The organism is Paenibacillus sp. LPE1-1-1.1, from assembly GCF_040676435.1.
GTDB lineage: Bacteria > Bacillota > Bacilli > Paenibacillales > Paenibacillaceae > Pristimantibacillus.
This window is the reverse complement of record NZ_JBEGHY010000023.1, coordinates 465,303-479,222: the sequence shown is the minus strand read 5'-3', so window position 1 is coordinate 479,222 and position 13,920 is coordinate 465,303. Positions and strand designations below refer to the sequence as shown.

The following is a 13,920-nucleotide window of genomic DNA, read 5'->3' as shown; positions in this document are numbered from 1 at the left end:
GCTGAAGTAGCTTGCTGACAACTAAATCATTCGTATAACCTCACGGCTTTTATGGCTTGAACAGGGTGAGGGTTTCTACGGGAAGCCTTAACTTCCTAACTACGAGTATGCGATCATTTTTGCAATGATCTTATATTCGTCGTTAGGATTTTTTGTGTTTAAACAGCTTTATTTTGCAAATAAGAAAGGGGTTCATATAAAAGTGAAATATATATTATCGGTTTTTTTGGGTGCCGCAAGCTACGGCATTTTGTCTACCATAGTCGTTCTGGCTTATGGCAGCGGCTATAACTTAGGAGAGGTTGTCGGAAGCCAATTGCTCACGGGCTTTGTACTTGCATGGGGACTTGCGTTTGTAATGAAATGGCGCGAGAAACGCAGCAAGGCAACAGCTTCTGATGGAAGCAAGAAGACAGTCACCGGCTTTGTAAGCCTGACTTGGAAGCAGCGCCTGCTGCTGATGGCGGCAGGGACGCCAACTGCAATTACAGGCTTGCTTTACTATCAATCCCTGCGTTATATTCCGGCATCGCTTGCCATTATTTTGTTGTTCCAATTCACCTGGATCGGCGTACTCATTCAATCGCTGAGCCAGCGGAAACGTCCAAACGGCATTATGTTTTTCACGATTGCAATTTTGTTTGGCGGGACTATGCTTGCGGCTGGAATCATTGAGCAGGGCGCAGGGAAATTTAATGTAATGGGCGTCGTTTTGGGTCTTCTATCCGCCGTAAGTTATTCTTTGTTTATCTTGTTCAGCGGAAAAGCAGTACCGTCCGTGCATCCAGCTTACCGGAGCGTTTGGATGATAACAGGCGGGTTGATTCTCGTATTCATCTTATTCCCGCCAACGTTTTTGTTTAACGGCCTTATCTGGGGAGATTTGATGCTTTACGGCTTCTTGCTGGGCATGTTCGGCGCATTTATTCCGCCTGTATTATTCGCGGTCGGCGTACCACATATCGGAGAAGGGATGGCCGGCATCCTTGGCGCTTCGGAGCTTCCTGTAGCGGTCCTGCTTTCTTCGTTCGTACTGAATGAGCATGTAAGTGCGCTGCAATGGATGGGAGTCATTATTGTTCTTATCGGAATTGCTCTGCCTGAGCTGCTTAAACGGAAAAAAATGAGTGTAAGAAATGACACAGGCATTTCTGCTTAGGCAATTGCAATCATTGATGAATAATAGGAAACCTGATCATAGATAATAAAATCATATGCTCTTAATTTTGCGGGCTTACTAAGCAAGGAGGAATCTAATGCTTTATGACTGTGTGATTGTTGGCGGGGGCTTTGCAGGCTTACAGGCAGCCATACAACTAGGGCGCTATCGTCATCATGTTGCCGTTATTGATGCTGGCGAAGGCAGATCCTCCATATGTAAGAATTATCATAATTTGATCGGCTTTCCTGACGGAATCAGCGGTGCCGAGCTGCTTGCTTCGGGTAAATCCCAAGCCAAGCGGTTCGGCACCGCTTTTATTCAGGCCAAAGTAATACATGCGGAACGCGACGGAGAAGCTTGGAAATTAACAACATCCGATAATCAGTCCTTTCGCGGAAAAAGGCTGCTGCTTGCTACGGGGGTAAAGGATCGCCTTTCAGATTTCCGCATGCTTATTCCCTGCATGGGGAATAGTGTTTTTGTATGTCCGGATTGCGATGGGTATGAGGTGTCCGGTAAGCCGACTCTTGTGCTCGGTGCAGGAAATGCAGGCGCAAGAATGGCGCTGACTCTCACCCATTGGACCTCGGAGCTCATTTATGTGAATCATGAACGTGTGCTGGTTGACGACGAGCTTCGCGTACAGCTAGAAGAACATGGCATCCCCTGTATCGAACAGATGGTTCGCGATGTTATTCTTTCAGAAGAACAATTCAAAGGCATCGTATTGGACGATGGAACGGTTATCAATCGCTCCCGCTGCTTTATCGCTTTCGGAGGCAATGAAGTGCGTTCGGACCTAGCCCGGCAGCTTGGCGTCGAGCTTATGGAAAATAAACATATTCGAATCGACCCGCGCACAAAGCTTACCAGCGTGAAGCATGTATGGGCAGCTGGGGATGTGGCTGGGCACTCCGAGATGGTAACCATTGCAATGGGGGACGGCAGCCAAGCTGCGATTTGGATTCATAAAAGCTTAATCACGGCATCGAAAGGATGATCTTATCGATGATTCCATATTCCAAAGCCTCCTCCGATGACATAAAATAATCACGGTCCATATCCTTTTCGATTTTTTCTAAAGGCTGGCCCGTTTTTTCGGCACTGATCTGATTTAATTTAGAACGGATTTTCAAAATACGCGCAGCACTTATTGCGATATCGCTGGCTTGCCCTTGTACGCCGCCATGGGGTTGATGGATCATAATCTCGCTGTTTGGCAGAGCGGTTCGATGTCCTTTTTCTCCCGCAAGCAGAAGGATGGCCGCGAAGGAAGCAGCTAAACCCGTACAAATCGTATGCACAGGGGGCTTCACGAATTGCATGGTATCCAGAATCGCAAATCCGGCCGAGGTCGAGCCTCCGGGACTGTTGATGTACATGGAAATTTCTTTGTCAGGGTCTTCAGCGGCCAGAAACAATAGCTGGGCAATGATACTGTTTGCTACGTTATCGTCAATCGCGGAGCCTAGAAATACGATGCGGTCCCGCAGCAGTCTGGAATAAATATCGTATGATCTTTCCCCCCGGCTTGATTGTTCGACGACATATGGTACATAGCTGTTCATTTTATCTGCCTCCTGAAAGATGTTTTTGGCTTTCAAAACGGTAAACGAACCACAGGCTTCAAAAGATACGAACAATCGCAAGAGAAAAATGCGTATCCTTTTTCAATTCTCATTCGTTTACAATAATAAGGATAGCTCCCTTAATCTTGTGGTGGGCAGGAGAACGAAGAGGAGGCATAATGATGCAAATAATCAAAACCAAGCCAAGTAACGAACGGTATCCTTCAGAACAACAAATCGAACGGCTTTATGCCGTTTTATATCGCTATTGCATGTCGCTTACGAAATCGAAATGGGAAGCCGAGGATCTCGTACAGGACACATGGTTAAAATGTATGCGGGCGGCTGTATACACTGCGCACAAAAACCCTGAAGCGCTTATGCTGCGTATTGCCAAAAATACATGGATCGATCAACTGCGCAGAAAAAACCACTTTCGCCTGATTCATCAGCAAAGCTCGCATTTGGATGCTGTATCGGACACGAGCAGCTTGGATCATGAGGCTGCTATATATGGGCTCATCCAGCATCTATCGCCGCTTCAGCGAACGGTGTTCCTTCTTCGCGATGTTTTCGAATACTCTGCAGCAGAGACAGCAGAGCTTCTCCAGACATCAAGCGGAGCAATTAAAGCCGCGCTTCACCGGGCGCGGGAGGCCTTGCGCGCGGTTAGGCGCGACCTTGAGTCCGAAGCAATGCTACCTCCGGATAACGAGGATATGAAAAGCTATTTAAGCGCTATGGCGATTGCTTACCAGCTCGGAGATGTCGCACTGCTCATTGAGCTGGCTCAAAGAGATATTTTGGAAGCGCCCGCAGTAATAGGAATCGCCCAAAACGCCAAATTAAAAGCGAATAGCCGAGTTTGGCACTCGCGAAATAATAATAAGTCCTCCATGCAGATAGCTGCATAGGTGCCTTATATAGATAAGCTGATGCTGATAGGCATTAGCTTTTTTTGACCGAAAGTACGCTGATTTCACTGCAATAAGCTATAATAAAGCAAAAGGCAAGAAGGACTGAGGCAAAGAACAATGACGAAGAAACTAATATTTTTTGATATTGACGGCACCCTTGTCGATCACGAGAAAAAGATCCCGCCTTCTACGCGGCTAGCCGTCAAGCAGCTCCAAGAGGCAGGCCATGAACTCGTAATCGCGACGGGCAGAGGACCTTTTATGCTCAAGCCCATTTCCGAAGAGTTAAACATTGAGTCCTATGTCAGCTTTAACGGTTCTTACGCGGTATACAACGGGGAAGTCGTTTACAGTCATCCGCTTGATCCTGGAAGGCTCGCTGAGCTTGCTGAAATCACATTAAAAAACAAGCATCCATTAGTATATATGACGCCGGAAGGAATGCGGTCGAGCACGCATCAAACGGCTTACGAGGAAGAGGCGAATGAAGCTTTAAGAATGAGACTGCCGCCAATGGATCCCGAATATTACATGGGGAAGGAAATTTACCAGTGTTTGCTATATTGTAAGGAAGAAGACGAGAGCTGCTATAAAGAAAATTTTTCAGAGCTCGGTTTTATACGTTGGCATATGTTCGGAAGCGATATACTTCCTCCGGGAGGCTCTAAAGCAAAAGGGATTCAGGCGCTTATTGAAAGAGCAGGGGTTAGGAGCGAGGACGTCTACGCCTTTGGGGACGGGATCAATGATTTGGAAATGCTGCAATACGTTTGTCACAGCGTTGCGATGGGGAACGCCTCTGACGAAGTGAAGCAGGCTGCACGTTATGTCACCAAGGATGTAACGGATGACGGGATTATGTATGGCTTAAGGATGCTGGGTTTGCTAAAAGATTAATTAAGTGCAACTATTATTGGGATGTTGATAGGAACCTAATTGAAGAAGAGACTGACCTCTGCAGGAGATCAGTCTCTTCATTTCTTTTATATGATTGGTTATTAATTATCTAATCACACGTCGTGCTGTAACGTAAGTTTTGTCCCATGCGCTTCCGGAAAATTTCGAAATCGTAACGCCAAGGCCTACTTTATAAGTGTGAAGGAGTCTGCCGTTGCCGATATAAATGCTAACGTGATTAATTTTACCGTCGCGGTTCGTGTCGGAGAAAATAAGATCCCCGGCTCTAACGTTACTTCTTGAAACATATTTACCGGCTTTTGCTTGATCTCTCGACGATCTTGGAAGGTAGATTCCGTGTTTCTTGTAAACGTATTGCGTAAAGGATGAACAGTCAAAAGCGCTTGTGATGCCCGATCTTGCGCCAAATCTATAAGGAACCCCAATGTATTTTTTGCCAGTGGCAATGATTCTGCTCGCTTTTAAAGCAGTGGAAGTTGTAGCAGCGTTTACGGGTTGCGGCATGGAAACGGTACCTGCGGAGATAGCAATGGACAAGCTGATACCAACACCTGCAATGATCTTGCGCATACGATTTTTCTGTGTGTTTATCATGATGACCCTCCTTGAATTGTGTTGATAGTGTTGCGGCTAGGAATACAATAACATAGATAAAAAAGCCATTACTTACCTATGAGAAACCAAACCTTTGCAGGCGTAGGGGAAAATGATAATTATTAGAAAGTGATGATAAAAAACTCATTTTTTCATCTTGACAATAGGCTTGTGGTAAAGATTTCTTATAGCCGTTTTTTAACTTTCGCGTGCCGTATCAGAGGGTTTATACTGATGAAGTCGGGCCGACGAATGATGAGGAAAGGAGCTGATCGAATTGATTAACAACCTGGAGGTGATCTCCGTTTAACGGAGATCACCCATATGAAGGAGACCGAAAGGTCTCCTTTTATGATTAATCCTCATCGTCATTCGGATTAATGGAAATTTTGTTAAACATTTCTTGTCAACTGAAAAGGCTTACAATATAATGACAGAGTACAGCATGATTGAAGCTTCTATGGAGTGAGGTAGCGTCCATGGTTTTTTTTGCTTTCAAAGTGTCGTTGGCTTTACCAAAAATCGAAGGGAGGAAGTAAAAAATGTTGCTGAATACGTTAGGGAATAATCTTAAATCGATGAGCTTATTCGAGGAGGACGTTTATAGTGAACTACAAAAATGGGAGAGATGTGCTTCCCCCTAGTTTGTTGCAGGAGCTGCAAAAATACATTCAAGGCGACCTGATTTATGTACCTAAATTAGCGGAGAAGCGTGCGCACTGGGGAGAGGTAAGCGGAACCCGGAAGCTGCTGGCTGAACGAAATAAAGAGATTTACAGCTATTATTCGAATGGATGGTCTGTAGCCGATCTAGAGCGAAAATATCATTTGTCCGGTGAAAGTATTCGGAAGATTATCGTCAAATCACGATAAGATAGCTATGAGAAGAAAGCAGAATGCTTCACGCATCTGCTTTTTTTTGTTTATTTAACCAGAAATCGCAATGGCAAAAAGGGATTTTTTGTCGAATGTCGAATGAAATAGGAATGTTGGATTTTGACGAAAATTGCAGAAAAATATTTCAAAGATCATCGATGGAGGCATAAGCATTGAAGACATTATTAATTGCGGAAGATGAACCCATACTACGAATGCTCATCATGGATACGCTCGAAGACGAAGGATATGCGCTCGAAGAAGCGGCTGACGGGGAAGAAGCGCTGCAAAAGATAACAGAAAAGAAATTCGATTTAATTATTTTGGATTATATGATGCCTAAAATGACTGGGATCGAAGTTATTGAAAAAACAGGTTTATTGGAGAACCGCCAGCAAGCTAAGATATTGATGTTGTCGGCTAAAAGCCAGCAATCCGAACAAGAAAAAGTATTGAACGCCGGAGCAGACGGCTTCATGTCCAAACCCTTCAGCCCGTTAGAGCTTATTGCAAAAGTAGAGGAGATGCTTCGTGGCTAAGCTTCGCCTCTATTTCAAAAAAAGAATAACCCGGCAATTGGTAGCGATGATGACGATTGCTTTAAGCTTCATTCTTATCGGTGCCGTACTCGTATTCATAAGTACGGTATTGATATTGAAAAACTATGAAGCTGAAACAACCGAGTTAAGGGAAAAACAAGAGCTGGTCTCGCAGATTGCCGATCATTCCACCGAAATTATATTACGTGCTCGCGGTTATTATGTATTTTTGTCGGATTTTGAATATAAAAAGGTAATTGCCGAAAAGGAATTGTTAAATCAAGCATTGGCAGAAATTAAAGTGATGACGCTTAGCGATTCCGAAAAAGAGGTTATGCAAAATATCGAATCATTTTTTACCGACTACTTTGATGTCGTCTTTCCGAAAGCCCTCGCGTTCTCAAAAGCTGAAGATTACGATTCCCTCCGTGTGCTGGTATCAGCAGGAGAAGATAATCCCGTTAACAAGCTGATCAGCTACTCACGCGATTTTGAAAACCAAGTGCAAATGATTGCCGACCAAAAAAACAAGCAATTGATAAATCAGCTATCTGCGCAAGCCTTGGTATTCATCGGCTATATCCTATTCATCCTCATTTTATCTTCAATTATTACAAGAAAATTTGCCACCGCTATCGGAGTGCCGCTAATGGTATTAACGAATCATGCAAGGCGATACACGAGCGGCGGGCATGCTGAGATTGAATTGAAGGATAGAGAGGATGAACTGGGCGAGCTGGCCCGAACGTTCCAAACGATGATGAAGCAAATTCAAAGCAAGGAAGAAGAGCTGCTTGCCCAGAATGAAGAGCTTCTGGCCCAGCAGGATGAACTTCAGGCCCAACAGGATGAGCTGCAAAATGCAGTCGTAATCATGGAGCAGAACGAGAATTATTTGGAGAAGCGCAATCGGTTTGTTCAATCACTCTCGAACACCCTCGACCAGCAGGAGCTGTTGCAGAGCATTGTCAGCAATATTGTCGAGCTAACGGATTGCGATAAAGGGTTAATCGTCATGTTGAACAGGGAATATGATTATGCTTCCGTCGGCATATCCGATACGTCTGCAAAGCATTTTATAGAACATATGAATGACGGCATAGTTTTACGCGCATTGCAAACCAAGAAAGCTTACAGCATTGTAAGGGAGGGTTCGATCGGTGAACGAGGCTATCATGATAAGGCCATGCAGGCAACCGATCTTATTTTGCCGATCTTAAATGCCAGTGAAGATATGGTAGCCTGTTTAGTGATCACTAAGGTGAACCGGAGTATCTCCAAACAAGAGGAAGACGAGATCGTAGGATTGATGACGCAGGTCTCGTTGGCTTTTGACAAACTGCATCTTTATGAGTTATCCGAGAAGCAGCGTTTAATGACAAGCGACATGCTAAACACCATTCAAGAAGGCATACAATTACTTGATCTGGATGGAACGACGCTGCAGATAAACCGAAAAATGTCAGAGCTGCTGCCATTTTTCAAACCGGATGAAACTTGGACAAGCCTGCCGTTCAAACGGTTTCAAGCACAGATCCGTGCGGCTGTCGGTGAAGCGGATCGCCTCATTCAATTTATGGAGGAGCTTATCCAGCACGGACATTATCAAGGTAAACGCAGCATGAATTATGAAATTTTGGAGCCTGAAAGAAGATTTATTCAGATCTACTGCGAGCCTCTTTACCGTAACGGCCAAAAATTCGGTTTACTGCTCGTCCATCGGGACATAACGAAGGAATACGAAGTTGACAGAATGAAGTCAGAGTTCGTAAGCACCGTAAGCCATGAACTGAGGACGCCGCTTGCCAGCGTGCTTGGATTCGCGGAGCTGCTTCTTCACCGCGAACTGAAACCTGAACGCCAACGGAAATATATAACGACGATCTACCAAGAAGCAAAAAGATTAACGTCATTAATTAATGATTTTCTTGATCTGCAGCGAATGGAATCCGGCAAACAGGTTTATGATATGAAGCTCATGTCTTTAACGCCATTAATTACTGAAGCTATCGAAACCCAGCAGCTGTCAACCGGCAGCCATCAGCTTATCTGGACAAACGAAGCCCCGGATACCATCGTGTTAGCAGACCGTGACAAGATGCATCAGGTTTTCATCAATTTGCTGAGCAATGCTGTGAAATACTCGCCTAACGGCGGAGAAATCCGGATAATTAGCGGCATTAACAATGGACAATTGCTAATTCGCGTCGAAGATGAAGGATTGGGTATTCCCAAGGACGCGATGACGAACCTGTTCAATAAATTTTATCGGGTCGACAATTCGGATCGCAGAGAAATCGGAGGCACGGGCTTAGGTTTAGCCATCGTTAAAGAAATTATCACTAAGCATGAAGGCAAAATAGATGTCTATTCGGAATTTGGCAGAGGGACTACCTTTATTGTTACTTTGCCAATTGCCGAGCTGCCCATTCGAATTTATAACGACGAAGCAAAGGACAATACGCACTCGGAAGCTTCAATTCAGGTTATGCTCGTCGAGAACGACCATAATTTAGCCACTCTTCTATGCGAGGAACTGCATGCAAGCGGTTATCGGGTTCATTTGTTTAAAGAGGGCGGTCTAGCCATTGCTGCGATTGAAAGACTAAATCCGGATATCGTGGTTCTCGATCTTATGCTTGAATCAGGCATTACTGGCTGGGATATCATTAGTAAAATCAAAAAAACAGACCTGCTGATGAATAAGCCAATCATCATCTCCAGCGCATTCGAAGAAAAGGAGAAAGCCGCGCAGTGGGGAATAAAGGAATTTCTGGTGAAGCCTTATTTACCCGGCAGACTAAGTGCAGCTATAACGCGCATGCTGCGTTAATTGAGGGAGATCATTGCAATGAAAACGGAAAAGTATAAAAAGCTCATTCACCAAAGAATTATACAGACTATAGAGGATTGGTCAAATCAAGATGCTGTGGCGGAACAAGAAATCCATCGGTTTTTCCACAATTTAAAAGGCACGAGCGGTACGATTGGGCTGGCAGAAGTCGAGAAATTTTCTGAAGCCAAAGAGCTGTTGTTCTCCGAAAAAAGCGCAAAAGCGCTCCAGCTTGCGAATTGGTCGGAGCATGTTTTACCGCTGGCGGACATGTTCCCGCCAGCAGAACAACGGGTAGAAGGGTCGGAGCTTGATGCTGGCAGCCTGTTTCAAGCCCATTCCTTCGATGAAAACTTTCGAACCCAAAAACGTGTTCTCGTCATTGACGATGATGTGGAATTTGTCACTTATGTTAAAGAAATTTTGGAGAAACACGACTATCCCGTATCGATCGCTTTAACCGCGGAACGGGGCTTAAAAATTTTTTACGAGTGGAAGCCCAGCCTCATTCTCTTAGATTTCATATTGCCTGACCAAAGCGGAATGTATGTGCTTCAACATATTGTTGAAAAAGCAAAGCTGGAGCATATTCCGATTATTATGGTCAGCGGAAATTTCTCGATTGAAAACCAAGTAAATGCTTATCGTTCCGGTGCAATGGATTTTCTCGCGAAGCCGCTTGAAGTAGAGCTCTTAACTGCGCTGATTGAGAATCGATTTGCAATGAAGAAGGATTGGGATCGCTCTATCATCGTTGACGAGCTGACCGGCGCCTATAATCGTAAGCATTTTAACCGTATGATGCGGCAGCAAATGGATGATTTTAAACGTTCCGATTACATTTTCTCGCTTGTTATGCTCGATTTGGATTATTTCAAGCATGTGAACGATACTCACGGCCATCTCAAAGGCGATGAAGTTCTGCAAGCCTTCGTATCCACAGCACAAGATGTGGTGCAAACCAAAGGCATACTTTGCCGGTACGGGGGAGAGGAGTTCGCTTTGATTCTTCCGCGTATGGACAGCGTGCAGGCAGCTGGCCTTATCGAACAGTTCCGGCATACATTTAACGCCATTAAATTCCCGGTGAAGGATGCGGCATTCCAGGTCACATTTTCATCGGGCATTGCGCAAATATCCGGGGAAACCGGACATGCCGAGAAGCTGGTTGACGAGGCTGACCAAGCCCTTTATTGCGCAAAACGGGCAGGCAGGAATCAAACGGTTATGTACTCAGCGGAAATGCTGGAGAGAAAAAATGAAACGGTTTTAAATCTAATCGTTGTCGATGATGATCCGTTAATCCGGGACATTCTGATCAACCGTTTCTTTAATTGGAAACCTACGAATCATGCGAAGGTTAACGCGCTGGGGTTTGCGGATGGCAGGTCCTTCTTGTCCTCCGATTGGTACGACGAGAGCGCAAAGTATATTATTTTGCTAGATGGTTCAATGCCTGATTTGGATGGATTAGAGGTATTGCGCCAGCTTCGCGAGCGCTATCCCGGGCAGCAGCTGCTAATTATCATGTTGACTGCCCGCAACAATACGGAGGATATCGTGCACGCTTTGCAGATCGGCGCCGATGATTATGTCGTCAAGCCTTTCCATATGCAGGAGCTGGTTCTTCGGATCGAACGCCTTGCCAGCAGAATCCTGAACGATTAAAAAGAAACGCGCCCCAAAACGGAGCGCGTTTCTTTTTTCTCATACGTTTATGGGTGTGGTAACGACCGGGAGATCGACAACCGTCTGCGGATATTTGTAATCATTCCGGTAGCAGTTTGTTTCTGAATCATATGTCGATTGCGATAGCTTATGAGAGATGGCAAATATAGATAGCTTCGGATTAACGTGCAGGGAGGATTCGTAGAAGGAACAGTATTCGAAATTAAAGTCAAGCGTCGTAATAATAATCACGCAATTCGTAAAGGTACAGCTAATAAAACTAAAACCATCAAATACAATCGTTTCGTTCTTAAAATGTTCATTGGCAATTGTGTTCATGATCAGCGCTCCTATTCTGTGATGGGACAACCTAATAGAAATTTTAGCAGATGATAGATGTAATGTTTGTCGGTTATTGCATCAAAAAATAAATAATTAACGACATAAATAGCGCTCCTTTTGGCTTAGGCAAGCCACAATATGCACATTTTATGTTTTCAATAAATTGGATGACTGCTATACTATTTGGATTCCGTATCATTTTCAACTCCAGAAAAAGAGGTGCCGGAAAATGAAAGCCGATCTATTGAAGCCCGGCGATGAAATCCGTATTGTTTCTCCATCCAGAAGCATGTCAATAATTACCGAAGAACAAATCAGATTAGCGCAAAAACAATTAGAATCGATGGGATTTACCGTGTCCTACTCCAAAAATAGTTCGGTATCCGATGATTTTACTTCCTCATCCGTTCAGGACCGAGTAGATGACCTGCATGAAGCTTTTTTGGATGCTAACGTAAAAGGCATTCTTACGACGATCGGCGGGTATAACTGCAACCAGCTGCTCGGCAGCCTTGATTATTCCGTCATTGCGGCTAAACCGAAGCGCCTATGCGGCTATTCCGACATTACGGCCTTAAGTAACGCTATCTATGCGAAAACAGGTTTAATCAGCTATTCTGGTCCGCATTTCTCCACTTTTGCGATGAAATACGGAAACGATTATACCGTCGATTGTTTTAATCGGATGATGACAGGGAATGCCTCGCTCAGGATTGAACCGGCAGCACAGTGGAGTGATGACGCATGGTTTCTCGATCAAGAAAATAGATCTTTCCAAACCAATGACGGACCGTATATCCTTAATGAAGGAATGGCAGAAGGAACGATCATAGGGGGAAATCTGTGTACGTTTAATTTGCTGCAGGGTACGCCGTTTATGCCAAGCCTTTCGGATACGATAGTGTTTATAGAGGATGACTATGAATCTCAGCCCGTTACATTTGATAGGGATTTGCAGTCGTTAATCCATCAGCGAGGTTTCGAGTATGTCAAAGGTTTAGTGATCGGAAGGTTCCAACGCTCTTCCAATATGACCAGAGAGCTGCTTGCGAAGATCATTTCATCCAAAGCGGAACTTGCCCGTATTCCTGTAATCGCTAATCTTGACTTCGGACATACTTCACCCATGTTCACATTCCCGATTGGCGGCAGGGCAACTTTGGCTGCCCGAGGCATGGAAACGTCATTAACTATTTTTGAATAGGACATAACGCTAGGCGAAGCTAAAAAATGAATGACTCGGAGGAAATTACGATGAATATCGAAGTCAAACAGGCTGCGGTGAATCACATACCCGAAGTGGCGGATTTATTTAATCAATACCGAATCTTTTATAAACAGCCTTCGGATTTAAATGGCGCCGCAGCCTTTATATCCGAGCGATTGCATTTGCAGCAATCTATTATATTTATTGCCGTAAATCAAGCAAATGGGGAAGTGATCGGCTTTACGCAGCTGTACCCTTCTTTTTCATCCGTATCGATGAAGAGATCTTTTATTCTGAATGATCTGTTTGTGGCGGAGAGCTATCGGGGCCATGGCGCCGCGCAGCTGCTATTGGATCAGGCTAAGAGCTATGCGTTGGTTAATGGCGCAAAAGGGTTAGAGCTTTCTACAGCGATGGACAACAGCCAGGCACAGCGCTTATACGAACGTAACGGCTTTGAAAAGGATGAAGTTTATTTTCATTATTATTTATCCATTTAGTTATTAAAAAGGAGCGATTAAATTGGAATCCAAAAAACTGGCCGCTGAAAAAGCGGTGGAATTTGTGAAGGATGGAATGATTGTTGGTTTAGGGACGGGCTCTACCGCCTACTTTGCGATTCAAAAAATCGGGCAAAAAGTCAAGGAAGGACTTTCGATCAGGGCGATCGCGACGTCCAACCAATCGGAGGAGCTGGCCAAGGAGCTTGGGATACCTTTGCTTCCTTTTGCGGATATCGATGAGATTGACGTTACGATTGACGGCGCTGACGAAGTCGACGCAAATTGGAATTTAATTAAAGGCGGGGGCGGTGCACTGCTTCGCGAGAAAATCGTTGCGGCTGCAACCAAGCAGCTTATCATTATTGTTGATGGGAGCAAGCTGGTCAAGGAGCTGGGCAAATTTCCTTTACCGGTAGAAATCATTCCTTTCGGCTATGAAATGACGATCAGAAAGCTGCAGAAGCTGGGTGCCGAGCCTGTTTTGAGGAAAGCCGGCGATGAGGTCTATGTGACGGATAACGGGAATTATATTGCGGATTGCCATCTAGGCAGCATTGCTCAGCCGGAAGAACTTCATCGCATGCTGAATCTAATTCCGGGTATCGTAGATAACGGATTGTTTATCGATATGGCTGCAGTCGTTATTGCGGGATATGCTGATGGTTCTGTCCGTCAGTTGGAAAAATAATGTTTGCCGCATAACGATGAGGTTGAGCCTTGAAAGACCAAATACTTGGTCCTTCGAGGCTTTTTTACGTTGTTTCATTAATGATCAAGTTCACGGGCAATGGTT

The 13,920-nt window shown here is 44.7% G+C and carries 14 protein-coding genes and 1 riboswitch; of the genes, 11 read left to right on the top strand and 3 right to left on the bottom strand.

Features of this window, described 5'->3' with window-relative positions:
• Nucleotides 1-10: 10 nt before the first annotated feature.
• Nucleotides 11-122: riboswitch (purine riboswitch) on the top strand.
• 80 nt (nt 123-202) lie between these two features.
• Together MRBLPE1_RS18825 and MRBLPE1_RS18820 are read left to right on the top strand one after the other, a co-directional pair.
• The gene (locus tag MRBLPE1_RS18825) at nt 203-1,159 is read left to right on the top strand and encodes an EamA family transporter (RefSeq protein WP_364148290.1); all 957 of its coding nucleotides are present in this window, start codon (nt 203-205) and stop codon (nt 1,157-1,159) included.
• 97 nt (nt 1,160-1,256) lie between these two features.
• Nucleotides 1,257-2,162, top strand: coding sequence for an NAD(P)/FAD-dependent oxidoreductase (locus MRBLPE1_RS18820; RefSeq protein WP_364148288.1), 906 nt, complete (start codon nt 1,257-1,259; stop codon nt 2,160-2,162).
• Here the strand turns inward: MRBLPE1_RS18820 and clpP are convergent.
• Nucleotides 2,143-2,730 carry an ATP-dependent Clp endopeptidase proteolytic subunit ClpP gene (gene clpP, locus MRBLPE1_RS18815; protein ID WP_364148286.1) on the bottom strand — a complete coding sequence of 196 codons (588 nt, stop codon included), beginning with the start codon at nt 2,728-2,730 and terminating at the stop codon, nt 2,143-2,145. The genes MRBLPE1_RS18820 and clpP overlap by 20 nt on opposite strands.
• A gap of 182 nt (nt 2,731-2,912) precedes the next feature.
• Between clpP and MRBLPE1_RS18810 the strand changes: the two genes are divergently transcribed.
• Nucleotides 2,913-3,644 (top strand): RNA polymerase sigma factor, encoded by a 732-nt coding sequence (locus tag MRBLPE1_RS18810; protein WP_364148283.1) that lies wholly within the window; start codon nt 2,913-2,915, stop codon nt 3,642-3,644.
• Between the two features lie 120 nt (nt 3,645-3,764).
• Nucleotides 3,765-4,544, top strand: coding sequence for a Cof-type HAD-IIB family hydrolase (locus tag MRBLPE1_RS18805; RefSeq protein ID WP_364148280.1), 780 nt, complete (start codon nt 3,765-3,767; stop codon nt 4,542-4,544).
• Nucleotides 4,545-4,649: 105 nt separating this feature from the next.
• On the opposite strand, the gene MRBLPE1_RS18800 is transcribed toward MRBLPE1_RS18805, so the two are convergent.
• The gene (locus tag MRBLPE1_RS18800) at nt 4,650-5,159 is read right to left on the bottom strand and encodes a C40 family peptidase (RefSeq protein ID WP_364148277.1); all 510 of its coding nucleotides are present in this window, start codon (nt 5,157-5,159) and stop codon (nt 4,650-4,652) included.
• 606 nt (nt 5,160-5,765) lie between these two features.
• Here MRBLPE1_RS18800 and MRBLPE1_RS18795 point away from each other — a divergent pair.
• The 4 genes from MRBLPE1_RS18795 (at nt 5,766) to MRBLPE1_RS18780 (ending at nt 11,075) form a co-directional block, all read left to right on the top strand.
• Nucleotides 5,766-6,032: a CD3324 family protein gene (locus MRBLPE1_RS18795; RefSeq protein WP_364148275.1), complete on the top strand. Its 267-nt coding sequence runs from the start codon at nt 5,766-5,768 to the stop codon at nt 6,030-6,032.
• A gap of 176 nt (nt 6,033-6,208) precedes the next feature.
• Nucleotides 6,209-6,574, top strand: a complete 366-nt coding sequence (locus MRBLPE1_RS18790; protein ID WP_364148273.1) for a response regulator transcription factor — start codon at nt 6,209-6,211, stop codon at nt 6,572-6,574.
• Entirely contained in the window at nt 6,567-9,407 is a 2,841-nt protein-coding gene (locus MRBLPE1_RS18785) for an ATP-binding protein (protein ID WP_364148271.1), read from the top strand. The genes MRBLPE1_RS18790 and MRBLPE1_RS18785 overlap by 8 nt, the downstream gene beginning before the upstream one ends.
• Nucleotides 9,408-9,425: 18 nt before the next feature.
• Nucleotides 9,426-11,075, top strand: a complete 1,650-nt coding sequence (locus MRBLPE1_RS18780; RefSeq protein WP_364148269.1) for a GGDEF domain-containing response regulator — start codon at nt 9,426-9,428, stop codon at nt 11,073-11,075.
• A gap of 39 nt (nt 11,076-11,114) precedes the next feature.
• Here MRBLPE1_RS18780 and MRBLPE1_RS18775 read toward each other — a convergent pair whose 3' ends face one another.
• The gene (locus MRBLPE1_RS18775) at nt 11,115-11,414 is read right to left on the bottom strand and encodes a hypothetical protein (RefSeq protein ID WP_364148266.1); all 300 of its coding nucleotides are present in this window, start codon (nt 11,412-11,414) and stop codon (nt 11,115-11,117) included.
• 232 nt (nt 11,415-11,646) lie between these two features.
• On the opposite strand from MRBLPE1_RS18775, the gene MRBLPE1_RS18770 reads away from it, so the two are divergent.
• The 3 genes from MRBLPE1_RS18770 to rpiA are packed head-to-tail and all read left to right on the top strand — an operon-like array spanning nt 11,647 to nt 13,815.
• Nucleotides 11,647-12,621, top strand: a complete 975-nt coding sequence (locus tag MRBLPE1_RS18770; RefSeq protein ID WP_364148264.1) for a S66 family peptidase — start codon at nt 11,647-11,649, stop codon at nt 12,619-12,621.
• Between the two features lie 56 nt (nt 12,622-12,677).
• Complete coding sequence (locus MRBLPE1_RS18765) at nt 12,678-13,124, top strand: GNAT family N-acetyltransferase (RefSeq protein WP_414698912.1); 447 nt, start codon at nt 12,678-12,680, stop codon at nt 13,122-13,124.
• Between the two features lie 22 nt (nt 13,125-13,146).
• Entirely contained in the window at nt 13,147-13,815 is a 669-nt protein-coding gene (gene rpiA, locus MRBLPE1_RS18760) for a ribose-5-phosphate isomerase RpiA (protein ID WP_364148261.1), read from the top strand.
• Nucleotides 13,816-13,920 lie beyond the last annotated feature (105 nt).

What these genes read in the sequence shown, in the direction of transcription:
- MRBLPE1_RS18810 (WP_364148283.1), top strand. Translation starts at nt 2,913, where the DNA reads ATGCAAATAATCAAAACCAAGCCAAGTAACGAACGGTATCCTTCAGAA.
- MRBLPE1_RS18820 (WP_364148288.1), top strand. Translation starts at nt 1,257, where the DNA reads ATGCTTTATGACTGTGTGATTGTTGGCGGGGGCTTTGCAGGCTTACAG.
- clpP (WP_364148286.1), bottom strand. Translation starts at nt 2,730, where the DNA reads ATGAACAGCTATGTACCATATGTCGTCGAACAATCAAGCCGGGGGGAA.
- MRBLPE1_RS18775 (WP_364148266.1), bottom strand. Translation starts at nt 11,414, where the DNA reads ATGAACACAATTGCCAATGAACATTTTAAGAACGAAACGATTGTATTT.
- MRBLPE1_RS18800 (WP_364148277.1), bottom strand. Translation starts at nt 5,159, where the DNA reads ATGATAAACACACAGAAAAATCGTATGCGCAAGATCATTGCAGGTGTT.
- MRBLPE1_RS18780 (WP_364148269.1), top strand. Translation starts at nt 9,426, where the DNA reads ATGAAAACGGAAAAGTATAAAAAGCTCATTCACCAAAGAATTATACAG.
- MRBLPE1_RS18805 (WP_364148280.1), top strand. Translation starts at nt 3,765, where the DNA reads ATGACGAAGAAACTAATATTTTTTGATATTGACGGCACCCTTGTCGAT.
- MRBLPE1_RS18770 (WP_364148264.1), top strand. Translation starts at nt 11,647, where the DNA reads ATGAAAGCCGATCTATTGAAGCCCGGCGATGAAATCCGTATTGTTTCT.